The organism is Streptomyces sp. NPDC044044 (assembly GCF_056434405.1).
On sequence record NZ_JBWKFG010000011.1, the window covers coordinates 105,064 to 129,301 of the forward strand.

A 24,238-nucleotide genomic window follows, 5' to 3' on the forward strand; every position below is an offset into this window, starting at 1 on the left:
CGAGGAGCGAACCGCGTGACCGCCGAGACGTCCGTGCCGTCCACAGCGTTGCTGACCGGAGCAGACCGGGACGGTTCCAACTACACCGCGCGGCACCTGCTCGTCCTGGAGGGGCTCGAAGCCGTTCGTAAGCGTCCGGGCATGTACATCGGGTCGACGGACAGCCGTGGCCTGCTGCACTGCCTCTGGGAGATCATCGACAACTCCGTCGATGAGGCCCTGGGCGGCTACTGCGACCACATCGAAGTCATCCTCCACGACGACGCCTCCGTAGAGGTCCGGGACAACGGCCGAGGCATCCCGGTGGATGTCGAGCCCAAGACCGGCCTCTCCGGAGTCGAGGTCGTCATGACGAAGCTCCACGCGGGCGGCAAGTTCGGCGGTGGCTCGTACGCCGCCTCCGGCGGCCTGCACGGCGTGGGTGCCTCCGTGGTGAACGCCCTGTCCGCGCGCCTCGACGTAGAGGTGGACCGCGCGGGGCACACCCACGCGATCAGCTTCCGTCGCGGTGTCCCCGGAGCCTTCGCCAAGCCCGGCCCCGACGCCGACTTCGACTCGTCGGCCAAGCTGCGCAAGGCCAAGAAGATCCCCAAGACTCGTACGGGTACGCGTGTGCGGTACTGGGCCGATCGCCAGATTTTCCTGAAGGACGCCAAGCTCAATCTGGAGACGTTGCATCAGCGTGCGCGGCAGACGGCGTTCCTGGTGCCGGGTCTGACGATTGTGGTGCGTGATGAGTACGGTCTGGGCGAGGGCGGCTCCAAGGGTGAGGAGTCCTTCCGTTTCGACGGTGGCATCAGCGAGTTCTGTGAGTATCTGGCGCAGGACAAGGCCGTCTGCGACGTCCTGCGGCTGTCCGGGCAGGGCAGTTTCAAGGAGACCGTGCCGGTCCTGGACGACCACGGCCAGATGACGCCCACCGAGGTCACCCGTGATCTCGTCGTGGATGTGGCGATGCGCTGGGGCACGGGCTATGACACGACGCTGCGGTCCTTTGTGAACATCATCGCCACGCCCAAGGGCGGTACTCATGTGTCGGGCTTCGAGCGTTCGCTGACGAAGACGATGAATGAGGTGCTGCGCTCGCAGAAGGTGTTGCGGGTGGCTGAGGACGACATCGTCAAGGATGACGCTCTGGAGGGGCTGACCGCGGTGGTCACGGTGCGGCTTGCCGAGCCGCAGTTCGAGGGGCAGACCAAGGAGGTGCTGGGCACCTCGGCGGCCAACCGGATTGTCGCCAATGTCATCGCCAAGGAGCTCAAGGCGTTTTTGACGTCGACCAAGCGTGATGCGAAGGCGCAGGCGCGGGCGGTGATGGACAAGGCGGTGGCGGCGGCTCGCACGCGTATCGCGGCCCGTCAGCACAAGGATGCCCAGCGCCGTAAGACGGCCCTGGAGTCGTCGTCGCTGCCGGCGAAGCTGGCGGATTGCCGCAGTGATGATGTGGAGCGCAGCGAGCTGTTCATCGTGGAGGGTGATTCGGCGCTGGGTACGGCCAAGCTGGCGCGGAACTCGGAGTTCCAGGCTCTCCTGCCGATTCGCGGGAAGATTCTCAACGTTCAGAAGGCGTCCGTGACGGACATGCTGAAGAACGCCGAGTGCGGCGCGATCATCCAGGTCATAGGGGCGGGGTCGGGGCGGACCTTCGACATCGATGCGGCTCGCTACGGGAAGATCATTCTTCTGGTGGATGCCGATGTGGACGGTGCGCACATCCGGATTCTGCTGCTGACGCTGTTCCAGCGTTATATGCGTCCGATGGTGGAGGCGGGCCGGGTTTTCGCGGCGGTGCCGCCGTTGCACCGGATCGAGCTGGTGCAGCCGAAGAAGGGCCAGGACAAGTACGTGTACACGTACTCGGACAACGAGTTGCGTGAGACGTTGCTGGAGTATCAGCGCAAGGGGATCCGGTTCAAGGATTCCATCCAGCGTTACAAGGGTCTGGGTGAGATGGACGCGGACCAGCTCGCGGAGACGACGATGGATCCGCGTTATCGCACGCTGCGGCGGGTCAACATCGGTGACCTGGACGCCGCCGAGCAGGTCTTCGATCTCCTGATGGGCAACGACGTCGCACCCCGCAAGGAATTCATCACCAGCTCAGCGGCCACACTCGACCGTTCGCGCATCGACGCGTAGCCCTCGCGCGACGCCGGCGTGTTCCGCTCTTGTGGACGCGCCGGCTCGCGTGATCCAGCTCGCGTGGCCCGGCTCGCGTGACACTGCTCCGTTCCGCGATGCGGGACGCACTCCACCCGTGGGTGGAGCCCTCGGCTCCACCCACCTTCCACCCCTGCTCCGATGTTCTGACCAGGTCTTTTCCGTAGCGTCGAAGGCGTCGATCCTCCTCGGATCGGCTCCGCACTTCCTCGTCCCACGGAGGCCGTCATGTCTGGGCTCGCCAATGTTCTGGTGGTCTGCGCCGTCGTCGCGTTGGTGATCGTGCGTCAGTTCAAGGCGCAGCAGATCACCGCGGACAGGCGCTGGTGGGTCATACCAGCTGTGCTGGTCTTCCTTGCCGTGCGCGAGCCCGACGTGCTGGATCCCCACCACCAGGCGGCGGCCATCGCCCTGCTCGGTGCGGAGCTGCTGGTCGGTCTGGCCATCGGCTTCGGCTGGGCGCGGACCACGCATGTGTGGACAGCGCCGGACGGTGCCGTGTGGGGCAAGGGGACCAAGGCCACCGCCATCGTCTGGGGCGTCGGGATCGGGCTGCGGCTCGGTCTCTTCGGTATCGGTGCGCTGGTGGGGGTGCGGCAGGGCAGTGCCGCTCTGATGCTGGCTCTCGCGGCCACGCTCCTGGTGCGCAGCGGCATGCTGGCGCAGCGGGCCGGCCTGCTCCGCCCGGCGTACGGTGTTGCGGACGCGGCGTTCGAGCCGATGCGGAAGGACCCCGTGTGATCTCGGACCGGTGGATGAGATGGCCCTCCCGGGAAGTGCTCACCAGGGAAGGGCAGAGCCTCGCGCGGCTGTGGTTCGTCAGGGTCCTGCGGGTGGTGATCGCGGGCAGCCTGCTGTGGAACGCGTTCCATCACGACAGGGGCTGGCGCCTGGCGGCCGGGGTCGGCCTGGTCGTGCTCTGCGCCGGGCTCGCCTGGGCGTTCTTCCGCGCCTCGTTCGACCATCGGCTGTGGCTCTCCGTCACTCTGCTGGTCCTGCTGATGGGGTGCGGGTATGCCGCCCAGATGGGCGACTGGAAGGTGCTGGCGCTCGTCCTCTGGTGCGGTACGGCAGTCCTGTCCCTGGAGCGGTTGCCGCTGCTGGTGGCCGCGGTCTGTGTGCCCTTGGCGATGGCCGCGTTCGCGGCGTACAACAACGACAACTGGCTCGTCACGGGCCTCATCGTCGTCGGGCTCGCCCTGGCCGGGTACACCCTGCGGCTCGACGCCGACGCGCGGGGCAACGCCCAGCGGCTGCTGGCCCAGGAGCGGGCGGCCCGCACCGCGGAGGCCGAGACGGCCGCGCTGGCGGAGCGGGCCCGCATTGCCCGGGAGATCCACGACGTGCTCGCGCACAGCCTCTCCGCGCAGCTCGTCCACCTGGAGGCGGCGCGTCTGCTGATCGAGGGGGAGGCGACACGCGACCAGATTCTTGAACGCGTGGTGGCGGCGCGGTCCATGGCCCGCGAAGGGCTCGAGGAGACCCGGCAGGCACTCTCCGCGCTGCGCGGCGAGATGACGCCGGTCGAGGACTTCTTGCGCGAACTGGTCGCCTCGGAAAGGGCGTCGGTGTCCGTGACGGGGGCGCGGCGCGCTCTGCCCGCCGAGGCGTCACAGGCGGTGCGCCGCGTCGCGCAGGAGGCCCTGACGAACGTCCGCAAGCATGCGCCGGGCGCCAAGGTGTTCGTGCGTCTCGCGTACGAAGAGGGTGAAGTGACACTGGACATACGGGATTCGGGCGGGGCGCCGGGCGAACTCGCCGCCTCCGGAGCCGGGTACGGTCTGCTCGGAATGCGGGAGCGGGCCGAGCTGCTGGGTGGCTCCCTGACGGCCGGGCCTGGTGAGGAAGGCTTCATCGTGACGCTGAAGGTGCCCACATGACGACGGAGGGCGGCGCCAAGGCGCCGGCACGGGTGATCGTGGTCGACGATCAGACCGTGGTGCGCGAGGGCATCGTGATGCTGCTGGGGCTGTTGCCCGGTATCGAGGTCGTCGGTTCCGGGGGTGACGGCGAGGAGGCCGTTCAGCTCGTCGCCGAGCTCGCCCCGGATGTCGTCCTGATGGACCTGCGCATGCCTCGGGTCGACGGCGCGGAGGCCACCCGCCGCATCCGTGCCGAGTACCCGGGAACGCAGGTCGTCGTGCTGACGACCTTCGCCGACGACGACTCCCTGTTCCCCGCGCTGAGAGCCGGCGCGCGCGGCTATCTGACCAAGGACGCCGGTGGGGACGAGATCGTGCGGGCGGTGGAGGACGTGCTCTCGGGCGAAGCGGGACTCTCGCCGCAGATCCAACGGCGCTTGCTGGAGCGGCTTTCGGAGTCCGAGCTGCCCGCGCCCGCACCGGAGCCGCCCGACGGCCTCACCCCGCGCGAGACCGAGGTGCTCGTCCTGATCGCCGAGGGGATGACGAACCAGGAGATCGCCCGCGCGATGCACGTCTCCACCGCGACGGTGAAGACGCACATCAACAACCTCTTCGCTAAGACGGGCCTCAAGGACCGCGCGCAGGCGGTCCGTTACGCCTACGGACACGGACTCGCCAAGCCCCCGAGCGCCCGGCCCGGCTGAGCGGGTCTTTGATGAGGTCCCTTCACCTGATGGGGTGAAGTGAAGGGAGAGAAGAGTCAGGGATCTTCCCGTTCTGTCCATCCTTGGGCACGCGGCCGAACAAGGCTGCGGACAAGGAGAGTTCGGTGGAGAAGCACGACGGGCGCGATGCCGGGCAGGCGCGGACCGGTGATCCGAGGGATCCCTGGTACGACGCGCTTGCGTCCGGCTGGGGCGAGTTGGACGGCACGGGTGCGCCGGCGCCCGTGGTGCCGCCCCGAGCCGCGCCGGAGCGGATCGCGAGTGCGGCCGACATCTATCTGGAGGTCCAGCGCAGTGCTGCCTTCCAGGAGGTGCGCGGCCGGTATCGGCGGTTCGTCGTCCCCGGGGTGGCCGTCTTCTTCACCTGGTACGTCGCGTATGTAGTGGCCGCGACGACGGCGCCCGGTCTCATGGCGCGGCCCGTCAGCGGATCCGTGAATGTCGCGATGCTCGCGGGGCTCGGGCAGTTCCTCTCGACCTTCCTGCTGACCTGGGCTTATGCCCGGCATGCCCGGCTGAGGAGGGATCGCGCGGCGCTCGATCTGCGCTGGGCCGTCTTCGAGCAGAAGCGGGAGCAGGACCAGAAACGGGTCCAGGAGCAGCGGGAGCACGACCAGCGGAGCGAGCAGGAACCGGCCCGGGGGAGTGAGCGATGACCGGGGACCACCAGACGCTGGCACTCCTGTTGTTCGGCGTGTTCGTGGCCGTCACGCTCGCCATCACAACGTGGGTGAGCCGCAACCGGCATGGCTCGGCGGAGGAGTTCTACGCGGGCGGGCGGCTCTTCTCGCCCATGGAGAACGGTTTCGCCATCGCGGGCGACTACATGTCGGCCGCCTCCTTCCTCGGCATCTCCGGGTTGATCGCGCTCTTCGGGTACGACGGGCTGCTCTACTCAGTGGGCTTCCTCGTCGCCTGGCTTGTAGTGCTGTTCCTGGTGGCCGAACTGGTGCGCAACTGCGGCCGGTTCACCCTCGCCGACGTCGTCGCCGCCCGGATGAAGGAGCGGCCCGTGCGCATCGCGGCGGGAACTTCCTCCGTGACCGTGTCCGTTCTCTATCTGGTGGCGCAGATGGTGGGGGCGGGCTCACTGGTCGCGCTGCTGCTGGGCGGGACGAGCGGGGCGGCGCAGGCCTGGACGGTGATCGGCGTCGGCGCGCTCATGGTCATCTATGTGTCGTTGGGAGGGATGCGGGCCACCACCTGGATCCAGATCGTCAAGGCGGTCCTGCTGATGTGCGGCGCGATCGCGCTGACCGTGCTCGTTCTGGTGCGTTTCCACGGCGACTTCGACGAGTTGCTGCGGACCGCGGCCGACCGCAGCGGACACGGCAGCCAGTTCCTCGCGCCCGGTCTGAAGTACGGCGGGGACTGGACCTCGCGCCTGGACTTCATCAGCCTCGGGCTCGCGCTCGTCCTCGGCACGGCCGGGCTGCCGCACATCCTCTCCCGCTTCTACACGGTGCCGACCGCGCGCGCCGCCCGTCGCTCCGTCGTGTGGTCCATCGGTCTCATCGGCAGCTTCTACCTGATGACGATCGTGCTCGGCTTCGGCGCCGCCGCGATCGTGGGCTCCGATGCGGTACGGGGATCGAATGCCGCGGGGAACACGGCAGTTCCGCTCCTCGCGCTCGATCTGGGCGGCGGCGCGGACTCCACAGGCGGAACGGTTCTGTTCGCGATCGTCGCCGCGATCGCCTTCGCCACGATCCTCGCCGTCGTCGCCGGGATCACGCTCGCCTCCTCGGCGTCCGTGGCCCACGACCTGTACGCCTCGCTGCGCCGCAAGCACACGAAGCCGCGCAGCGAGGTGGCGGTGGCGCGTCTTGCCGCGGCCGGGATCGGTGTGGTCGCGATCGGCCTGGGGCTGCTGGCCCGGGATCTCAACGTGGCGTTCCTGGTGGGCCTCGCCTTCGCGGTCGCCGCGTCCGCGAATCTGCCCGTGCTGCTCTACTCGCTGTTCTGGCGGAACTTCACCACGCGGGGAGCGGTCTGGTCGGTCTACGGCGGCCTGGTGCCCTCCCTGGTGCTCGTCGTGCTGTCACCCGTGGTCTCCGGAGGGCCGAGCTCCCTCTTCCCCGGGATGGACTTCCAGTACTTCCCTCTGGAGAACCCGGGGCTCGTCTCCATCCCGCTGGGCTTCCTCGCCGGATGGCTGGGCACCGTCACCTCGTCGGAGCCCGCCGACGAGGCCAAGCACGCGGAGACCGAAGTGCGTTCGCTCACCGGGGCGGGAGCGGCGTGAGCGCCCTCCACGGCCAGGGCTAGGACGCGCTGGACGCCCACTCGTAGCGGTGCTCCGGGCGGCCCGTGTCGCCGTACTTCAGGCTGAGCCGGACCCGGCCCGAGCGCTCCAGGAGCTTCAGATACCGCTGGGCGGTCTGGCGGCTCAGCCGGGTGCGGTCCGCCAACTCCTGGGCGGACAGCGGCCCTTCAGCGCCCATCAGCGCCCGGCGGACCAGCTCGGCCGTGGTGGGGGAGTGCCCTTTGGGCAGCTCGGGCGCCGGAGTCGCCGAGAGGGCGCCGAAGATCCGGTCGACCTCGGCCTGCTCGGCCTCGCCCCCGCCGTCCAGGGTGCGGCGCAAGGTCGCGTACGCGTCGAGCTTGGCGCGAAGGCCCGCGTACGAGAACGGCTTGACCAGGTACTGCAGGGCGCCGTGGCGCATCGCGGCCTGGACGGTGGCGACATCGCGCGCGGCGGTCACCATGATCACATCGGTCTGGTGGCCGCGCTCACGCAACGTACGGACCACCGCGAGACCCGTCTCGTCCGGCAGATAGTGGTCGAGGAGCACCAGGTCGACAGGGAGTTCCTCGATCAGCCGCAGGGCCTCGGCGGCGCTGTGGGCCTTCGCGGCCACCCGGAAGCCCGGGACCTTCGCCACGTAGGCGGCGTTCACGTCCGCGACCCGGACGTCGTCGTCCACGACGAGCACCTCGATCATCGTGTTTCCGATCATCGTGTCTCCTCCGTGGGGGCCAGTTCGGCCTGTGCGAGCGCTTCGGGCAGGACGACGGTGAACTCGGCGCCCCCGTCGGGCGACGCGTCGGCCCGCGCGCTGCCGCCCTGCCGCTCGGCGAGCCTGCGGACCAGGGCGAGCCCGATGCCGCGCTTGCCGTGCGCCGGGGGCTCCTTGGTGGACCAGCCCTCCGTGAAGATCGTCTCGCGTTGCTCGGGCGGTACGCCAGGGCCCGTGTCGCTCACCTGGAGGACGACGGCGCGCCCTTCGGTGCGCACATCGACCTCCACGCACGCGTGGAGCGTGCCAGCCGCCGCGTCGAGCGCGTTGTCGACCAGGTTGCCGACGATGGTGACGAGGCCTCCCGGGTCGATCAGCCGGTCGGGCAGTGCCGTGTCGCGCGGCACGGCGAGGACGACGCCACGTTCCGCGGCGACCGTGGCCTTGCCCACCAGGAGCGCGGCGAGCAGCGGATCGCCGATCTTCTCCGTGATCTGCTCGGCGGTCACCCGGTGGGCGCCCGCCACCTCGCCGACGAACTCCGCGGCTTCCTCGTACATCTCCAGTTCCAGGAGGCCGAGCAGCGTGTGCATGCGGTTGGCGTGTTCGTGGTCCTGGGCGCGCAGGGCGTCGATGAGGCCGCGGGTGGAGTCCAGCTCGCGGCCCAGCTGTTCCAGTTCGGTGCGGTCGCGCAGGGTGGCGACGGCGCCTCCGTCGTCCGTGGGCATGCGGTTGGCGACCAGGACGCGCTGGCCGCGGACGGTCAGCAGATCGGTGCCCGTGACCCGTCCGGCGAGCACGTCGGTCGTACGGCCCGGACCGAGCGCGGTGTCGAGCGGCTGCCCGATGGCTTCCGTACCGAGGCCGAGAAGGCGCTGGGCCTCGTCGTTGAGCAGGCGGACGCGGCCTGCGCGATCCAGGGCGACGACACCCTCACGGATGCTGTGCAGCATGGCCTCGCGTTCCGCAAGGAGTGCCGAGATATCGGAGAAGGCCAGGTCACGCGTCTGTCGCTGCACTCTGCGCGAGATCAGATAGGCGGCGAGGGCGCCGACGGCGAGCGCCCCGCCTGCGTACGCGAAGAGCCCGGGGATCGCGTGGATCAGCCGGGCGCGGACACTGTCGTACTCGATGCCCACGGAAACGGCGCCCACGATGTCCCCGTCGATGTCCCGCAGCGGCACCTTGCCGCGGGCCGAGCGGCCCAGGGTGCCGTCGTCGATCTCCATGACCTCGTCCCCGGCGAGTGCGTCGCTGGGGTCGGTCGAGACGACCCGGCCGATCTCGTCGTGGTCGGTGTGGGACCAGCGAACGCCGCTCTTGTTCATGATCACGACGTACTCGGCGCCGCTGGCGCGCCGGATCCGTTCCGCTTCCGCCTGCACGGGCCCGTCGACCGTCGGCTTCGAGGAGCGCAGGTCGTCGGCGATGTGCGGCTGGGCGGCCGTGGTCTGCGCGATGGCGAGCGCGCGGCGCATCGCCTGGTCGTCCAGCTGATCGCTGAGCGGCGCGAGGAAGAGCCCCGTGGCGAGCACGGCGACCCCGGCGGCGATCGCCAGCTGCATCAGCAGCACCTGCGAGAAGACGCGCCGCGGCAGGCCGAGGCGGAGTCTTCGGGCAGGGGAGGTCGGGCTCATGTGTACGAACGGTACGGCGACCTGTGGGCTACTCCGAAGTCACTGTGGTGGGGATCTCCTGTACGGCGTCGTACGTGATCCGCCGGACCGCCACGACATCCATGCGCGCCGGGGCCACCAGCGCCGCCCCGCAGCTCTCCGGCCGTGGGGGCTGCGAGGCCCCCTGGGCGACCGTCACGCGCCAGTGCCGTCCGTCGGTGTGGGCCACCGTCACGTCCCAGCGCGGGGCCGTGCCGTCCGTGTGGACCACGCTCAGGGCCCCCGCGGCGTCCTCACCCGTCGCGGTGCGCACCGCGAGCTCGGCGGCCTGTCCCGGGCGGTCCCAGGCGGAACTGCCCCGGCACCCTTCGGTGACCACGCGGCCCGCGCGTACGCCTTCGAGGATCTCCTTGACGGCGGCCTGTCCGGAGCGGCCGTACGCGTAGCCGTAGGGCAGGACAAGCAGCGTGGGGGAGAAGCGATGACCACCCAGATGAGTGACTTCCCAGACGCCTTGTTCACCGGACGTGGCGAGTGCGGCGGCGAGCGGCCTGCCCAGGAGGGCGCAGCAGCGGTCGCGCTTGCCGTTCGTGCAGACCAGGGCGAGCGGGGCGCCCGTGTGCGGGGTGCCGAATCCGCCGTGGTCGCCCGCGCCGAGTGCCGTGAAGTCGAGGTCGAGCAGCTCTTCGGGGCTGTCCGTGACGTGGCCGCGCAGCCAGGTGTTGCCGGGCGCGGTGTGGCCCACGTACACCCGGCGGCGCGCCGGGGCGTGGCTGTCGGCGTGGCGACCGGGGCGGCGGATGAGCGCGATGCGTACGCCCGTTCCCTCGATGGCGGCCTCAAGAGCGCGGCCTGTCTCCGGATCCAGGTGGCTCGAAGTGAGCGCTCTGGCGCCCCACGGGCCCGGCTGTTCCAGCAGCAGCCAGGTCCTGGCGGTGGCCGCGGTCCCCGCGAGAGGCTCGTCCAGATCCCGCGAAGCGGTGGCGCACTTACTCACAGAGGTGAGCCTAACCCGCGCCGGGTCTGTGGTGATTCATCCGCCGTCGGGCGCGGGCATCTGCTGGGGCGGGCGCAGCCCGACGTACTGGCCGCTGGGGCGCATGCGCAGCGGCCGTTCCCCGTACTCCTCCAGGGCGTGGGCGATCCAGCCTGCCGTGCGGGCCACGGCGAAGATCGTCTCGCCGGCCTCGGCGGGCATCCCGGACGAGGCGGTCAGGACGGCCAGAGCCAGGTCGACATTGGCGTGCAGGTCCGTGTGGCGGGCCGTGGTGGCCACCACGTCGCGGGCAGCGGCCAGGGCGGGGCCGGCCTGGGGAATGACCTCCAGGAGGGCGAACAGGGCCTCCGCGCGCGGGTCGTCGCCGGGGTAGAGCCGGTGGCCGAGGCCCGGGACGCGGCGGCCCGCGCGGAGCTCGTCGGCCACCACGGGGGCCGCGCTGCCGCGGTCGAGCACGTCCAGGAGCATGCGGTGCGCGAGGCCGCTGGCGGCGCCGTGCAGGGGGCCCTCCAGGACGCCGAGGCCGGCGGACACCGCCGCGTACGGGTGGGCGCGGGCGGAGGCGGCGACACGGACGGCGAGCGTCGACGCGGCGAGGTCGTGGTCGACGAGCAGGGCGAGCGCGGTGTCCAGGGCGTGCAGGGAGGCGTCGTGGGCCCGCTGCCCGGACAGCCGTGCCCAGAGCTGGTGGGCCAGGGGGCCACCGTCCCGGTGGGTGCGGCTCACCGGTGGCAGCGCTGTGACGAGGGTGGGGATGAGGGTGCGCGCGGTGCCGATGACGGCTTCTTCGGAGAGGTCGAAGCGGAGCGGGTCGGCTGCGGCGGCCGAGATGGCGGCCACGCGCAGGCGGTCGGTCGGGCCGCTGTGCTCGGACAGCGCGCTGACGGCGCGGTGTGCGGCGTCAGCGGTCTCCTTGGGGGCGGTGAAGCGGATTCCGGGGCGCATGACGCCGGTCCACAGCCACTCGGCGACCTCTTCGTAGGAGTGCGCCAGGGACAGTTCCGTCGCGTCTACGCCGCGGTAGTAGTAGCGGTCCTTGTCGATGAGTGTGATGCGGGTGCGGACGGAGAGCTCGCTGCTCGCGGTGGCGGCCGCGGGTTCACGGCGGTTCTTGCGGGCGAGCGACTCGACCTCCTTGGCGTCGAAGGTGCTGCCCCGTGAGCCGGGCCCGCGGCGGCTGCTGAGCTGGCCGCGGCTCACGTAGGCGTACACGGTCTCCGGCTTCACGCCGAGCAGTTCGGCGGCTTCCCGGGTGCTCAGGCGCCGGCCTTCCTTGGGCGTGACCTCTTGATCCGTCATGGGCATCACCGTATCCATTCCGCTTGATATTGATTCAATCAATATTGACAAGGATTCAGTCAAGCATGGACAGTCGAATCAAGTCCAGGGAGGAAGGCTCGAGAGGGCCGAGAGAGTCGAGGAAGAACATGCCGATCAATGGCTCCGCCACCACCCCCGCCGCCCCCGTGGAGGTCCCCCGTGGCCTCGCGGGCGTCGTCGTGACCGAGACCCGGCTCGGGGATGTCAGGGGATACGAGGGCTTCTACCACTACCGCCAGTACTCTGCCGTCGAGCTCGCGCAGACCCGTAGCTTCGAGGACGTCTGGCACCTGATGTTCCACGGCGCGCTGCCGGACGCCGAGCAGCGGTCCGCCTTCGCCGCGCGGACCGTGCCCCTGCGCCGGCTGCCCGACGAGGTGCGTGCCGCGCTGCCCGCCATAGCCCGCGCCAGCGCCCTGTCGGGGCCGCTGTCCGGACTGCGTACGGCGCTGTCGCTCTTCGGTGCGGCGAAGGGCTTCCGTCCGGTGTACGACATCGACGGCGACCAGCGTCGCGCCGATGCGCTCGCGGCGTCCGCCGTGGTGCCGACGCTGCTCACAGCGCTGTACCGCCTGGGGCAGGGACTCGACCCGGTGGAGCCGCGCGACGACTTGTCGTACGCGGCCAACTACCTCTACATGCTGACGGGTTCGGAGCCGGATCCCGAGCGTGCGCGGGCGATCGAGCAGTACCTGATCTCGACCATTGATCACGGGTTCAACGCGTCAACGTTCACGGCCAGGGTGATCACCTCGACGGGTGCGGATGTCGCGGCCTGCCTCGTGGGTGCTGTGGGGGCCCTCTCGGGCCCGCTGCACGGCGGGGCGCCGAGCCGTGCGCTCGACACGCTCGATGCCATCGGTACGCCCGACCGCATCGACGGCTGGATCCGTGAGCGGGTCCTCGCGGGGGACCGCATCATGGGCTTCGGCCACCCCGTCTACCGCACGGAGGACCCGCGTTCGCGCATGCTGCGGGGCATCGCGCAGGAATTCGGGGGCCGGATGGTGGAGTTCGCGGTGGAGGTCGAACGCCAGGTCGAGACAATCCTCGCCGAACTGAAGCCGGGCCGCGAGCTGCACACCAACGTGGAGTTCTATGCGGGCGTCGTCATGGAACTGTGTGGCCTGCCGCGCGAGATGTTCACGCCTACGTTCGCGGCGGCGCGGGTGGTGGGCTGGGGGGCCAACGTCCTTGAGCAGGCGGAGGACTCGAAGATTATTCGGCCTGCGGCGCGGTATGTGGGGCCTGTTGCGCCGGAGCCTGTGCCGATGGCCGACTGAGGGCATGGTGGTCCGTGCAGGGGCGAGTCCTGCTCGTATGCCGTAGTGATCGGGTGCCTTCGCTCACGACCTGGGTGGAGGCGCCCCTCCCTGGCGACTCGTCAGAGCCTGATCGAAGACCCGGAATAGGCGCCCCTCTGAGCTGTCGGGCGGCAATTCGCTCTTATGTGCGCGAGTGGCGTTCCAATACCGAAGGAACGCGGGATTCTCGAGGAGGTCGCGAGCGTAGATGACCAGGTCGTCTTCGGAGTAGCTGCCCCAACTGAGAGCGAGCACATAGTGGTTGAAGACCAGGTTGGCGAAGAGATGCTGGCGACGCGAGTCGTCTGACCCGCCTTCGTGCTTGGTCCAGACCTCGGCCAATGAGGGGTCGGCCATCGCCATTTGAGTCAGCTGCACGTGCAGGTTGCGCATGTCGGCTTCCGCACTCCGGTGCAGCTCGGTGCGAGATGCGGCGAGCTCCTCGCGCTGCATCGAAAGCTCCCGACGCTGAAGCCGCAGCTCACGTTTGCTGGAAGAGCAGTGTGACGATGAGCAGAAGCAGAGCGACCCCGGAGAAGACGGCGCTCACGCCACCGAAATAGTCCCCGAGGACGCTGCGTTCTTCCGCGGTCTGCCTGCTTCCGCTGGCAGCTTCGGCGCCGCGAGCGAGCCAGCCGCTAAATATGACGGAAGCGGCGCCCACCAGAGCGACGCCCGCGGCGGCTGCGGCCAACCAGGCGCAGACGGAAAGTGCTGAACGCCAGGTGGTGGTGTGGCGGGCCATCGTTCCCTCCCTCGGGAGACCGCGGGATTCTTCCCTTGGCGTCCGGGGCGGGAAACCGGGCTGGCGCGATCAGGCTGAACCGTCCTTCGCCAACTGGTCCTAGACGTCAGGGATATCGCCCTTGGCCCGGACCAGCGTCTCGCGGCTCACGATCACGATGCGTTCGTAGTCCGCTCGCGAGGCGTCGGGCGGGAGTTCTTTCTCGAGCGTCGCTGTGGCCTCTGTCCCGATGACGGCGAAGTTTCCATCGCTGAGTTCGAAGACATCGGGGCATGACTGTCCTGAGGCGCTTCCCCGCTGCTGGGGAGAGGCACCAATGCGGCGCACGATCTTCAACGGTTTTCCAGTCTTAGGAGCGGTGGTGGGGAGCGTGGGGCAGCGCTGTCTGAGGTGTTGCAGAAGGTTTGGGGTGCGGCGTCTGGGGTATAACGCGACGCGCGCGCCCACCCTAGGGACTGCCAATGCCTGAGACAAGCTGGGGCAACCCCGCGCGTCAGTTCGGCGAAAGAATCAACTCGCCTTATTCGCAGGGTGGTTCGCCCACCACCCACCACTCGTCGGTGTCCGCTTCCTCTAGATCCCGTATGAGCTTGTCGACCATTCGGCCCATGCGGGCCTCGTCCGAAGCGTCCAGCAGGCTGGCTCGGTGCGGTCGTGTGGCCTCCCAGTAGCTGCGGAAGATGGGGTTCTGGCAGATGAGGCGCAGGTGCCCGTGCACCTCTTCCCAGGTGAAGTTGCCGACACGCCAGAACAGCAGTGCGTTGGTGTACACGGCGTTGGCGAAGAGGTACTGACGGAGCGTCCGGGCATCGAGTGTCACGTCGAAGGTGTCCAGGACGGCCGCCAGGTCAGGGTCGTCCATCGCCTTGCTGAGCATGTCGAACTGCAGCCGCTGTTGCGCGATCAAGGTGGTGTTCTGCTGGTGCTCCGACTGTTCTGTGCACACGGTGCGCAGCCGCAGCGCTCCGTGCTTGCGTTGTTGAGCGGTCAGCACCGTCAGGGCCCCGGCGGTGAAAGCGAGGCCCGCGACGGCTGCGGACCCCAACCCCCGTATCCCAAATTTCTGTGTGGCCATGTCAACCCCCGAATCGGCGACCGTCCGCCGGTCGTCGGATGCGGGTCGACAGGGAGAGGACCGGCGAGCGATGGGCGGCGCGCTTGCCGCCTTCCAGGATGCCGAGCGGCTCTGATCGGCAGGGAGGCGGAGAGGAGGCGCACGGAAGGCAGCTGTGGTCGCATGTCCCGGCGCCGTGCCCAATGTGTGCCCCGCCTGCGCCGCTAACAATCGTTCACTTCGCGGTGTTTCTACGCGCTCGTATCCTGGGGCAGCATTCATTCGTCGTACGAGAGCTGGCGCCCGCGCCGGTGCACGCGTCAGTGTGAAAGGGGTCGCACGTTGACTCAGCCGTGTGCCGGGCAGATCCCGGTCGTCGTCCTGACCGGCTTCCTGGGTTCCGGCAAGACGACCCTGCTCAACCATCTGCTCCACCGCAGCGGCGGCAGCCGGATCGGTGCGATCGTCAACGACTTCGGGTCCATCGAGATCGATGCCATGTCCGTCGCCGGGCAGCTCGGCGACTCCACCGTCTCGCTCGGCAACGGGTGTCTTTGCTGTGCCGTGGACGCGAGCGAGCTGGATGAGTACCTGGAGCGGCTCGCCCGGCCCTCCGCGCGCATCGACGTCATCGTCGTCGAGGCCAGTGGTCTTGCTGAGCCGCAAGAGCTCGTGAAGATGGTGCTGGCCAGCGAGAATCCGCACATCGTGTACGGAGGGCTCATCGAGGTCGTCGATGCCGCCGAGTTCGACGCGACCCGGCAGCGGCATCCCGAGGTCGACCGGCATCTGGCGATCGCCGATCTTGTCGTCGTGAACAAGGTCGATCGCGTTCCCGACGCGGAGCGGGAGCGGATTCTCGGCGTCGTCCGGGGGTTCACCGACCGCGCGGCCGTCGTCGCAGCGTCGTACGGCCGCGTCGACGTGGAGCTGCTTCTCGACCGCAAGCCCGTGGGGGAGCGGGTCGGGCAGCTGTCCTTCGACGACCTGCATCACCACGAGCCGGAGGACGCGCACCACGACCACCTGCACTGCGCCTACGAGAGCCTCTCCTTCTCCTCCGAAGTGCCCATGAGCCCCCGCCCCTTGATGGCTCTCCTCGACAGTCGGCCCGAGGGGCTCTACCGCATCAAGGGGTACGTCGATTTCGGCGCCGCCGACCCGCGCAACAAGTACGCCGTGCACGCCGTGGGGCGGTTTCTGCGCTTCTACCCCGAGCCGTGGGCCCCGGGCGAGTCCCGGCTCACCCAGCTCGTGCTCATCGGGGCGGGCATCGACGTACCCGCCTTGGAGAAGGAGCTCGAGGCGTGCCGTGAGTACGCCCCACAGGCCGGTGCCGATGACGAGCACAGCATGTGGGGCGTACTGAGGTACGTCCAGGACGTCCAAGAGGCCGAAGACCCCCAAGAGCCTCAGCCCGACTGACTACGCCGGGCCCGCCACCGCCGCCACCGGCTTCGCCAGGGAGACGCCCGAGCCGTCGCGGCGCGGGTCGATCTCCGGCAGCTCAGCAGGCAGGCCACTGCGCTGGGCCGCGAGCGGCGGCGTCGGGCCCGCCCACGCGAAGCTCAGGCAATCTTCTCCCTTGAGGAAGCGCTGGACGCGAACTCCGCCCGTGGCCCGGCCCTTGCGGGGGTACTGGTCGAACGGCGTCACCTTGGCCGTCGTCTGCACCGAGTCGTCGAGCGTGCCGCGCGAGCCCGCCACCGTGAAGACCACGGCGTCCACGGCCGGGTCCACCGCCACGAAGGAGATGACCTTGACGCCGTCCGCGAGCTTGATGCCCGTCATGCCGCCCGCCGGGCGGCCCTGCGGACGGACCTGCGAGGCCTGATAGCGCAGCAGCTGCGCGTCGTCCGTGATGAAGACCAGGTCCTCCTCGCCCGTGCGCAGCTCGGCCGCGCCGACGATCCGGTCACCGTCCTTGAGGGTGATGACCTCCAACTCGTCCTTGTTGGACGGATAGTCCGGGACGACGCGCTTGACCACGCCCTGTTCGGTGCCGAGGGCGAGGCCCGGGGATGACTCGTCCAGGGTCATCAGGCAGATCAGGGTCTCGTCCGCCTCCAGGGAGAGCAGCTCCGAGACCGGCGCGCCTCCGGAGAGGTTCGGCGCCGCGTGTGTCTCCGGAAGCTGCGGGAGGTCCACCACGGAGAGGCGGAGGAGACGTCCCTCGGACGTCACCGCGCCCACCTCGCCCCGCGCGGTCGCCGGGACGGCGGAGACGATCACGTCGTGCTTGACGCGCTTGGTGTCGCTCTCGGCGAACGGCTCGCCATTGGCCGTCCGGGCGAGGAGGCCGGTCGAGGAGAGGAGCACGCGGCACGGGTCGTCCGCGACCTGCAGCGAGACCGTGGGCGCCGGGGTGCCCGCCGACTCCAGGAGGACCGTGCGCCGGTCCGTGCCGAACTTCTTGGCCACGGCGGCCAGTTCGGTGGAGACCAGCTTGCGCAGCTCCGCGTCCGACTCCAGGATCCGGGTCAGCTCGTCGATCTCGGCCTTGAGCTTGTCGCGCTCCGACTCCAGCTCGATGCGGTCGAACTTGGTGAGGCGGCGCAGCGGCGTGTCGAGGATGTACTGCGTCTGGATCTCGCTCAGCGAGAAGCGCTCCATCAGGCGCTCCTTGGCCTGCGAGGAGTTGTCGCTGGAGCGGATGAGGCGGATGACCTCGTCGATGTCCAGGAGCGCGACCAAAAGCCCCTCGACCAGGTGCAGCCTGGCCTGCTTCTTGCCGCGGCGGAACTCGCTGCGGCGGCGCACGACGTTGAAGCGGTGGTCGAGATAGACCTCGAGGAGCTCCTTGAGGCCGAGCGTGAGGGGCTGGCCGTCCACCAGAGCGACGTTGTTGATGCCGAAGGACTCCTCCATCGGCGTCAGTTTGTAGAGCTGCTCCAGGACGGCCTCCGGGACGAAGCCGTTCTTGATCTCGATGACCAGGCGCAGGCCGTGCGAGCGGTCCGTGAGGTCCTTGACGTCGGCGATTCCCTGCAGCTTCTTCGAGCCGACCAGGTCCTTGATCTTCGAGATGACCTTCTCGGGGCCCACGGAGAAGGGCAGTTCGGTCACGACCAGGCCCTTGCGGCGCGCGGTCACGTTCTCGACGGCCACCGTCGCGCGGATCTTGAAGGTGCCGCGCCCTGATTCGTACGCGTCCTTGACCCCGGCGAGGCCGACGATGCGGCCCCCCGTGGGCAGGTCGGGGCCCGGCACGAAACGCATCAGCGTCTCCAGGTCGGCCCCGGGGTGCTTGATCAGGTGGCGGGCGGCGGCGATGACCTCGCCGAGGTTGTGCGGCGGCATGTTCGTCGCCATGCCGACGGCGATGCCCGACGCGCCGTTGACCAGGAGGTTCGGATAGGCCGCCGGCAGGGTGACCGGCTCCTGCTCCTGGCCGTCGTAGTTCGACTCGAAGTCGACTGTGTTCTCGTCGATCGACTCCGTCATCAGGGAGGTCGCGTCGGCCATCTTGCACTCGGTGTACCGCATGGCGGCCGGCGGGTCGTCGTTGCCGAGCGAGCCGAAGTTGCCGTGGCCGTCCACCAGCGGAAGCCGCATGGAGAAGGGCTGGGCCATGCGGACCAGGGCGTCGTAGATCGACGCGTCGCCGTGCGGGTGCAACTTGCCCATGACCTCGCCGACGACGCGGGCGCACTTCACATAGCCGCGGTCGGGGCGCAGGCCCATCTCGTTCATTTGGTACACGATCCGGCGGTGCACCGGCTTCATGCCGTCGCGGGCGTCCGGCAGGGCGCGCGAGTAGATGACCGAATACGCGTACTCGAGGAAGGAGCCCTGCATCTCGTCGACGACGTCGATGTCGAGGATCTTCTCCTCGAACGACTCGTCGGGCGGCGGGGTCTTCGTGCTGCGGCGGGCCATCGCTGCTGCGGCTCCTTCACGGTGTCTGCCAGGGCATCAACGGGATCTGACGCCGACCATTGTGGACTGTCCCACTGACAACGCCGACCACGACCCGGACTTCGGCCGCGACTACGCCGAGCGCGGAGCGGGAACTTCACCGGTTGTCAGCACGCTTGCATACAGTGGCACGACTGGCAGAAATTCCAGCTTTTCGCGATCGAAGGGACGTACATGCCCATGGGTCACACGGCCACAGCCGAGGCCGGCTCCGGCGGCCTGACAGCGACCGAGCACCGGCTGGCCAACGGCCTGCGCGTGGTGCTCTCCGAGGACCACCTGACCCCGGTCGCCGCGGTCTGCCTCTGGTACGACGTCGGTTCGCGCCACGAGGTCAAGGGCCGTACGGGCCTCGCCCACCTCTTCGAGCACCTCATGTTCCAGGGCTCGAAGCAGGTGCACGGCAACGGCCACTTCGAGCTGGTGCAGGGCGCCGGCGGTTCGCTCAACGGCACGACGAGTTTCGAGCGGACCAACTATTTCGAGACGATGCCCACACACCAGCTGGAGCTGGCCCTGTGGCTCGAGGCCGACCGGATGGGCTCGCTGCTCTCCGCGCTCGACGACGAATCCATGGAGAACCAGCGGGACGTCGTCAAGAACGAACGCCGCCAGCGCTACGACAATGTTCCGTACGGCACGGCGTTCGAGAAGCTGACCGCCCTCTCGTACCCCGAGGGCCACCCCTACCACCACACCCCGATCGGCTCCATGGCCGACCTGGACGCGGCGACGCTGGAGGACGCGCGGCACTTCTTCCGTACGTACTACGCGCCCAACAACGCCGTCCTGTCGGTCGTCGGCGACATCGACCCGCAGGAGACCCTCGCCTGGGTCGAGAAGTACTTCGGGTCCATCCCCTCGCACGACGGCAAGCAGCCGCCGCGCGACGGCTCGCTGCCCGACACGATCGGCAAGGAGCTGCGCGAGGTCGTCGAGGAAGAGGTACCGGCCCGCGCCCTGATGGCCGCCTACCGCCTCCCGGAGGACGGCACGCGCGCGTGCGACGCGGCCGACCTGGCGCTCACGGTCCTCGGCAGCGGCGAGTCGTCCCGGCTCTACAACCGCCTCGTGCGCCGCGACCGCACTGCCGTGGCAGCCGGGTTCGGCCTGCTGCGGCTCGCCGGAGCGCCCTCCCTCGGCTGGCTCGACGTGAAGACGTCCGGTGACGTGGAGGTCCCCGTCATCGAGGCCGCAGTCGACGAGGAGCTCGCGCGCTTCGCGGAAGAGGGCCCCACCGCCGAGGAGATGGAGCGCGCCCAGGCACAGCTGGAGCGCGAGTGGCTCGACCGGCTCTCCACGGTGGCAGGACGCGCGGACGAACTGTGCCGGTACGCCGTCCTGTTCGGTGACCCGCAGCTCGCCCTCACCGCCGTCGGGCGCGTGCTCGACGTCACCGCGGAAGAGGTCAAGGCGGCCGCAGCGGCCCGCCTGCGCCCCGACAACCGCGCGGTGCTCGTGTACGAGCCCATCGAGGCCACAGCCGGTGCCGAAGGCACCGACGAGGACGAGGAAGAGGAGGCGGCGAAGTGACCGAGGCCGCAACGATGCAGTTCCACCCGCAGCCCCAGGCGGGCACCGCACGGCCGTGGGCCTTCCCCGCGCCCGAGCGCGCCACCCTGGACAACGGCCTCACCGTGCTGCGCTGCCACCGCCCCGGCCAGCAGGTCGTCGCCGTGGAGATCCACCTGGAGGCGCCGCTCGACGCCGAGCCCGCGGGCCTCGACGGCGTCGCCACGATCATGGCGAGGGCCTTCAACGAAGGCACCGACAAGCACTCCGCCGAGGACTTCGCCGCCGAACTCGACCGCTGCGGCGCCAGCATGGACGCGCACGCCGACCACCCCGGCGTCCGCGTCTCCCTCGAAGTCCCGGTCTCCCGCCTCCCGAAGGCGCTCGGCCTGCTTTCCGACGCCCTGCGCGCCCCCGCGTTCGCGGACAGCGAGATCGAACGCCTCGTACGCAACCGCCTCGACGAGATCCCGCACGAGGCCGCCAACCCGGGGCGCCGCGCCGCCAAGGAGCTCTCCCGGCAGCTGTTCCCGGCCACCTCGCGCATGTCGCGTCCCCGCCAGGGCACCGAGGAGACGGTCACGGCCATCGACTCGGCGGCGGTGCGCATCTTCTACGAGAAGCATGTGCGTCCCGCCACGGCGACCGCCGTCGTCGTGGGCGACCTGACCGGCGTCGACCTGGACGCCGTCCTCGCCGACACCGTCGGCTCCTGGACGGGCGGCACCGCCGAGCCGCGCCCGGTGCCCCCGGTGACCGCCGACGACACCGGGCGTGTCGTCATCGTGGACCGCCCCGGCGCCGTCCAGACGCAGCTGCTCATCGGCCGCGTGGGACCGGACCGGCACGACCGCGTCTGGCCCGCGCAGGTGCTCGGCACGTACTGCCTGGGCGGCACCCTCACCTCGCGCCTGGACCGCGTCCTGCGCGAGGAGAAGGGATACACCTACGGAGTGCGGTCGTTCGCCCAGGTCCTGCGTTCCACCCCGGACGGCAGCGGCGCCGCGATGCTCGCCATCAGCGGCTCCGTGGACACGGAGTCCACGGGTCCGGCCCTCGACGACCTGTGGAAGGTCCTGCGCACCCTCGCCGCCGACGGCCTCACGGACGCCGAGCGCGATGTCGCCGTGCAGAACCTGGTGGGCGTGGCCCCGCTCAAGTACGAGATGGCGGCGTCCGTCGCGGCCACCCTCGCCGACCAGGTCGAGCAGCACCTGCCGGACGACTTCCAGGCGCAGCTCTACCGCCAGTTGGCCGCGACCGGCACCGTGGAGGCCACCGCCGCCGTGGTGAGCGCCTTCCCCGTGGACCGGCTGGTGACGGTGCTCGTCGGTGACGCCGCGCAGATCGAGGAGCCCGTCAGGGCGCTCGGCATCGGTGAAGTGAGTGTGGTCACGGGCTGAGCGCGGCCTGAGTGACAGTCAGGACATATCGGGACCCCAGTGGCCGAAATTGGCCCCTGGGGTCCTCATATGTCCGAATTGGTATGGAGGTTACGTGTCTGACCTGTGGCGTGCGCTACAAAAGTGTTGATCCGTTTGTCGATTGAAAGATGCCCCGCTTAGCGTTCGGTCCGGCTGTTCGTCATGCAGTACGCCGCACCCGCGGCACCGGACAGTCATCGCCGAGTCCCCGTACGGCGCGAGCCAGGGGAGCCGGGGACCCACATGTCCCCTTGGGGTGAATCGGGCACCTTGCCGCGAGGCGAGGGACTCGTAGGAGACCTTCCTGCTCCGAACCCGTCAGCTAACCCGGTAGGCGAGAAGGAAGGAAAGGATCAGCCGCTTCATGGCGTTCACCCGTGCCACCGGGAAGCACCGTCGCCCGAGCCGCCTCACGCGTACCACCGCGAACGTGGCGGGCGTCGCAGCCCTCACCACCACCGGTGTCATCGGAGGCCTGGCCGCTCCGGCGCTCGCCGCCGACGACGCGGCCCTTGAGCACACCGGCCTCACCCAGGCGATCTCCGTCGGCGACACGCTCGCCCAGAGCATCGACGCGCAGGCCGCTGCCCAGCAGCAGGCCGCCGACGACGCCGCAGCCGCCAAGAAGGCCGAAGAGGCCGCCAAGAAGAAGGCCGCGGAGGCCAAGCGCAAGGCGGAGGCCGAGGCGAAGGCCAAGGCCAAGAAGGAGCGCGAGGCCAAGGAGCGCGCCGCTCGCGAGGCCGAGCGCAAGCGCCTCAACAGCTACGTCTCCCCGATCACCGGCTCGTACGTCTCCACGGGCTACCAGACCGGTGGCGCCATGTGGTCCTCCGGCAGCCACACCGGCATCGACTTCCACGCCGCGTCCGGCACCTCGGTCCACGCGGTCGGCTCCGGCACCGTCGTCGAGGCCGGCTGGGGCGGCGCCTACGGCAACAACGTGGTCATCAAGATGAACGACGGCACGTACACCCAGTACGGCCACATGTCGTCCCTCGGTGTCACCGTCGGCCAGGCGGTCACTCCGGGCCAGCAGATAGGCCTCTCCGGCTCCACCGGCAACTCCAGCGGCCCGCACCTGCACTTCGAGGCCCGCACCGGCGAGGACTACGGCACGGACATCGACCCGATCGCCTACCTCCGCTCGCACGACGTCAACGTCTGATCCGGTCCGGACCCAGGCAGTCGCACGAAGCGCAACTGATTCACCGAAAGCCCCGGCTCGTCGAGAGCCGGGGCTTTCGCCGTTCCCGCCTCGCCTTTGGCCAAAAGTATCCATGGATTTCGGCCGACCGTCGGAAATTCAGCCGCTCTGCAATAGAGTCACTGAAAAGGCGTCGATCGACCGCGTTTCGCGGGGATTAAGGCGGAGGTCAGGTCATGCGCATTCCCGCGCACTCGGTGTGCACGGCCATCCGGGACGACATCGTCTCCGGTGTCTACGAACGGGGTGGCCGGCTCACCGAGGAACTGCTCGCCCGCCGCTATGGAGTCTCCCGCGTCCCCGTGCGCGAGGCCCTGCGCACCCTGGAGGCCGAGGGCTTCGTCGTCACACGCCGCCACGCGGGCGCGTGCGTCGCCGAGCCGACCGAACAGGAGGCGGCCGACCTCCTGGAGATCCGCACGCTCCTGGAGCCGCTGGGCGCCGCCCGCGCCGCGCAGCGCCGCACGGAGGCGCACCTGAAGGTCCTGCGCGGCCTCGTCAGGCTGGGCCAGGAGCGCTCCAGGCGCGGTCAGAGCGAGGATCTGCGTTCGCTGGGCGGCTGGTTCCACGAGACGCTCGCCCAGTCGTCCGGCAGTCCGGGCCTGACGGCGCTGCTCACCCAGCTCCGGCACAAGATCGCCTGGATGTACGTGGTCGAGACGTCGGTCGCTCCCGTGGAGGCCTGGGCGGAGCACGCCGCGATCGTCGACGCGGTGGCGCGCGGGGACGCGGAACGGGCCAGGTCGCTCACCGCGGCCCACACGGAGCGGGCGACGGCCGCGCACCGGCTGCGCCATCCCTCACGGGGTGATCGAGGTCGCGACCGCGACCGCGATCGCGATCGCGATCGTGTGAGGGATTCGCAACATGCCGTAAACACAGTGGGCCTCCGGCATTAACAGAGGCGCCGTATACAAAGAAGTGTTATTCGGCGGGGGATTATTCCTGCTGCCCGAATGCGGCGAGAGTCCTTGGTATTCGCTGAATGCAGAAGCAGAAACGCCGAAGGGCCCGCCCTAATTCGGGCGGGCCCTTCGGCGTATGAGTACCAGTCTTTACTAGACGGTCTCGGGGAGTTCCTCGAGGCCGTCCGCGACCAGCTTCGCCAGACGGTCGAGAGCGGCGTCCGCGCCCTCGGCGTCGGAGGCGAGGACGATCTCCTCGCCGCCCTGCGCGCCCAGGCCGAGCACGGCGAGCATGGAGCCGGCGTTCACGGGGTTGCCGTCAGCCTTGGCGATCGTCACGGGGACGCCGGCGGCGGTGGCCGCGCGGACGAAGATGGAGGCGGGTCGGGCGTGGAGGCCCTCGGCCCAGCCGACGTTGACGCGGCGCTCAGCCATGTGTTGCTGCCCTTCCAGGTGTTTCACACTTGTCTAGACCAGTGTCTCATGCCGTCGCGAGTGCTCCGCGGGACGTCGGTCCGCACCCGGTCGA

The 24,238-nt window shown here is 69.5% G+C and carries 22 protein-coding genes and 1 riboswitch; of the genes, 12 read left to right on the forward strand and 10 right to left on the reverse strand.

Features of this window, described 5'->3' with window-relative positions:
- Positions 1–15 precede the first annotated feature (15 nt).
- The 6 genes from AC07AG_RS36445 to AC07AG_RS36470 all read left to right on the forward strand — a co-directional run bounded on the left by AC07AG_RS36445 (position 16) and on the right by AC07AG_RS36470 (position 6,995).
- Positions 16–2,139, forward strand: a complete 2,124-nt coding sequence (locus AC07AG_RS36445; RefSeq protein WP_478760771.1) for a DNA gyrase/topoisomerase IV subunit B — start codon at positions 16–18, stop codon at positions 2,137–2,139.
- Between the two features lie 249 nt (positions 2,140–2,388).
- On the forward strand, positions 2,389–2,901 hold the full coding sequence (locus AC07AG_RS36450; protein WP_478760773.1) for a DUF1453 domain-containing protein: 513 nt from the start codon (positions 2,389–2,391) through the stop codon (positions 2,899–2,901).
- Positions 2,898–4,040, forward strand: a complete 1,143-nt coding sequence (locus AC07AG_RS36455; RefSeq protein WP_478760774.1) for a sensor histidine kinase — start codon at positions 2,898–2,900, stop codon at positions 4,038–4,040. Before AC07AG_RS36450 ends, AC07AG_RS36455 begins: the two co-directional genes overlap by 4 nt.
- The gene (locus AC07AG_RS36460; RefSeq protein ID WP_478760776.1) at positions 4,037–4,729 is read left to right on the forward strand and encodes a response regulator transcription factor; all 693 of its coding nucleotides are present in this window, start codon (positions 4,037–4,039) and stop codon (positions 4,727–4,729) included. The genes AC07AG_RS36455 and AC07AG_RS36460 overlap by 4 nt, the downstream gene beginning before the upstream one ends.
- Positions 4,730–4,854: 125 nt before the next feature.
- Complete coding sequence (locus AC07AG_RS36465; RefSeq protein ID WP_478760778.1) at positions 4,855–5,406, forward strand: DUF485 domain-containing protein; 552 nt, start codon at positions 4,855–4,857, stop codon at positions 5,404–5,406.
- Positions 5,403–6,995 (forward strand): solute symporter family protein, encoded by a 1,593-nt coding sequence (locus AC07AG_RS36470; RefSeq protein WP_478760779.1) that lies wholly within the window; start codon positions 5,403–5,405, stop codon positions 6,993–6,995. Before AC07AG_RS36465 ends, AC07AG_RS36470 begins: the two co-directional genes overlap by 4 nt.
- A 19-nt stretch (positions 6,996–7,014) precedes the next feature.
- Here AC07AG_RS36470 and AC07AG_RS36475 read toward each other — a convergent pair whose 3' ends face one another.
- The 4 genes from AC07AG_RS36475 to AC07AG_RS36490 are packed head-to-tail and all read right to left on the reverse strand — an operon-like array spanning position 7,015 to position 11,622.
- On the reverse strand, positions 7,015–7,695 hold the full coding sequence (locus AC07AG_RS36475; RefSeq protein WP_478761035.1) for a response regulator: 681 nt from the start codon (positions 7,693–7,695) through the stop codon (positions 7,015–7,017).
- Between the two features lie 11 nt (positions 7,696–7,706).
- On the reverse strand, positions 7,707–9,347 hold the full coding sequence (locus tag AC07AG_RS36480) for a sensor histidine kinase (protein ID WP_478760781.1): 1,641 nt from the start codon (positions 9,345–9,347) through the stop codon (positions 7,707–7,709).
- Positions 9,348–9,375: 28 nt separating this feature from the next.
- Positions 9,376–10,323 (reverse strand): sucrase ferredoxin, encoded by a 948-nt coding sequence (locus AC07AG_RS36485; RefSeq protein WP_478760783.1) that lies wholly within the window; start codon positions 10,321–10,323, stop codon positions 9,376–9,378.
- A 36-nt stretch (positions 10,324–10,359) separates the two neighbouring features.
- The gene (locus AC07AG_RS36490; protein WP_478760784.1) at positions 10,360–11,622 is read right to left on the reverse strand and encodes a citrate synthase family protein; all 1,263 of its coding nucleotides are present in this window, start codon (positions 11,620–11,622) and stop codon (positions 10,360–10,362) included.
- A gap of 128 nt (positions 11,623–11,750) precedes the next feature.
- Here AC07AG_RS36490 and AC07AG_RS36495 point away from each other — a divergent pair, with 128 nt between their 5' ends.
- Positions 11,751–12,926 (forward strand): citrate synthase, encoded by a 1,176-nt coding sequence (locus AC07AG_RS36495; protein ID WP_478760785.1) that lies wholly within the window; start codon positions 11,751–11,753, stop codon positions 12,924–12,926.
- Positions 12,927–12,989: 63 nt separating this feature from the next.
- Here AC07AG_RS36495 and AC07AG_RS36500 read toward each other — a convergent pair whose 3' ends face one another.
- The 4 genes from AC07AG_RS36500 to AC07AG_RS36515 form a co-directional block, all read right to left on the reverse strand.
- Complete coding sequence (locus AC07AG_RS36500; protein WP_478760787.1) at positions 12,990–13,400, reverse strand: DUF6082 family protein; 411 nt, start codon at positions 13,398–13,400, stop codon at positions 12,990–12,992.
- 28 nt (positions 13,401–13,428) lie between these two features.
- Positions 13,429–13,692, reverse strand: coding sequence for a hypothetical protein (locus AC07AG_RS36505; RefSeq protein ID WP_478760789.1), 264 nt, complete (start codon positions 13,690–13,692; stop codon positions 13,429–13,431).
- A 99-nt stretch (positions 13,693–13,791) separates the two neighbouring features.
- Positions 13,792–14,028 carry a hypothetical protein gene (locus AC07AG_RS36510; protein WP_383324009.1) on the reverse strand — a complete coding sequence of 79 codons (237 nt, stop codon included), beginning with the start codon at positions 14,026–14,028 and terminating at the stop codon, positions 13,792–13,794.
- Between the two features lie 184 nt (positions 14,029–14,212).
- Positions 14,213–14,737: a DUF6082 family protein gene (locus tag AC07AG_RS36515; protein WP_478760790.1), complete on the reverse strand. Its 525-nt coding sequence runs from the start codon at positions 14,735–14,737 to the stop codon at positions 14,213–14,215.
- A gap of 351 nt (positions 14,738–15,088) precedes the next feature.
- On the opposite strand from AC07AG_RS36515, the gene AC07AG_RS36520 reads away from it, so the two are divergent.
- Complete coding sequence (locus AC07AG_RS36520) at positions 15,089–16,171, forward strand: CobW family GTP-binding protein (protein ID WP_478760791.1); 1,083 nt, start codon at positions 15,089–15,091, stop codon at positions 16,169–16,171.
- Here AC07AG_RS36520 and AC07AG_RS36525 read toward each other — a convergent pair whose 3' ends face one another.
- Positions 16,172–18,625, reverse strand: a complete 2,454-nt coding sequence (locus AC07AG_RS36525) for a DNA gyrase/topoisomerase IV subunit A (protein ID WP_478760793.1) — start codon at positions 18,623–18,625, stop codon at positions 16,172–16,174. It abuts the gene before it with no gap.
- A 213-nt stretch (positions 18,626–18,838) separates the two neighbouring features.
- Between AC07AG_RS36525 and AC07AG_RS36530 the strand changes: the two genes are divergently transcribed.
- From AC07AG_RS36530 to AC07AG_RS36545, 4 genes are all read left to right on the forward strand, one after another.
- Complete coding sequence (locus tag AC07AG_RS36530; RefSeq protein ID WP_478760794.1) at positions 18,839–20,197, forward strand: M16 family metallopeptidase; 1,359 nt, start codon at positions 18,839–18,841, stop codon at positions 20,195–20,197.
- Positions 20,194–21,579: a M16 family metallopeptidase gene (locus AC07AG_RS36535; protein WP_478760796.1), complete on the forward strand. Its 1,386-nt coding sequence runs from the start codon at positions 20,194–20,196 to the stop codon at positions 21,577–21,579. Before AC07AG_RS36530 ends, AC07AG_RS36535 begins: the two co-directional genes overlap by 4 nt.
- Positions 21,580–21,788: 209 nt before the next feature.
- A riboswitch (cyclic di-AMP (ydaO/yuaA leader) is annotated at positions 21,789–21,951 on the forward strand.
- Positions 21,952–21,964: 13 nt separating this feature from the next.
- A complete protein-coding gene (locus AC07AG_RS36540) occupies positions 21,965–22,765 on the forward strand; it encodes a M23 family metallopeptidase (RefSeq protein ID WP_478760797.1) in 801 nt (266 codons plus the stop codon).
- Between the two features lie 215 nt (positions 22,766–22,980).
- Positions 22,981–23,703: a GntR family transcriptional regulator gene (locus tag AC07AG_RS36545; RefSeq protein ID WP_478760798.1), complete on the forward strand. Its 723-nt coding sequence runs from the start codon at positions 22,981–22,983 to the stop codon at positions 23,701–23,703.
- A 159-nt stretch (positions 23,704–23,862) separates the two neighbouring features.
- Here AC07AG_RS36545 and AC07AG_RS36550 read toward each other — a convergent pair whose 3' ends face one another.
- Complete coding sequence (locus AC07AG_RS36550) at positions 23,863–24,144, reverse strand: HPr family phosphocarrier protein (protein ID WP_249587283.1); 282 nt, start codon at positions 24,142–24,144, stop codon at positions 23,863–23,865.
- Positions 24,145–24,238 lie beyond the last annotated feature (94 nt).

Excerpts from the sequence above, each read along its gene's own strand:
- AC07AG_RS36460 (WP_478760776.1), top strand. The coding sequence starts at position 4,037 with ATGACGACGGAGGGCGGCGCCAAGGCGCCGGCACGGGTGATCGTGGTC.
- AC07AG_RS36500 (WP_478760787.1), bottom strand. The coding sequence starts at position 13,400 with ATGCAGCGCGAGGAGCTCGCCGCATCTCGCACCGAGCTGCACCGGAGT.
- AC07AG_RS36540 (WP_478760797.1), top strand. The coding sequence starts at position 21,965 with ATGGCGTTCACCCGTGCCACCGGGAAGCACCGTCGCCCGAGCCGCCTC.
- AC07AG_RS36530 (WP_478760794.1), top strand. The coding sequence starts at position 18,839 with ATGCCCATGGGTCACACGGCCACAGCCGAGGCCGGCTCCGGCGGCCTG.
- AC07AG_RS36525 (WP_478760793.1), bottom strand. The coding sequence starts at position 18,625 with ATGGCCCGCCGCAGCACGAAGACCCCGCCGCCCGACGAGTCGTTCGAG.
- AC07AG_RS36470 (WP_478760779.1), top strand. The coding sequence starts at position 5,403 with ATGACCGGGGACCACCAGACGCTGGCACTCCTGTTGTTCGGCGTGTTC.
- AC07AG_RS36495 (WP_478760785.1), top strand. The coding sequence starts at position 11,751 with ATGCCGATCAATGGCTCCGCCACCACCCCCGCCGCCCCCGTGGAGGTC.
- AC07AG_RS36550 (WP_249587283.1), bottom strand. The coding sequence starts at position 24,144 with ATGGCTGAGCGCCGCGTCAACGTCGGCTGGGCCGAGGGCCTCCACGCC.
- AC07AG_RS36545 (WP_478760798.1), top strand. The coding sequence starts at position 22,981 with ATGCGCATTCCCGCGCACTCGGTGTGCACGGCCATCCGGGACGACATC.
- AC07AG_RS36480 (WP_478760781.1), bottom strand. The coding sequence starts at position 9,347 with ATGAGCCCGACCTCCCCTGCCCGAAGACTCCGCCTCGGCCTGCCGCGG.
- AC07AG_RS36490 (WP_478760784.1), bottom strand. The coding sequence starts at position 11,622 with ATGACGGATCAAGAGGTCACGCCCAAGGAAGGCCGGCGCCTGAGCACC.
- AC07AG_RS36505 (WP_478760789.1), bottom strand. The coding sequence starts at position 13,692 with ATGGCCCGCCACACCACCACCTGGCGTTCAGCACTTTCCGTCTGCGCC.
- AC07AG_RS36450 (WP_478760773.1), top strand. The coding sequence starts at position 2,389 with ATGTCTGGGCTCGCCAATGTTCTGGTGGTCTGCGCCGTCGTCGCGTTG.
- AC07AG_RS36475 (WP_478761035.1), bottom strand. The coding sequence starts at position 7,695 with ATGATCGAGGTGCTCGTCGTGGACGACGACGTCCGGGTCGCGGACGTG.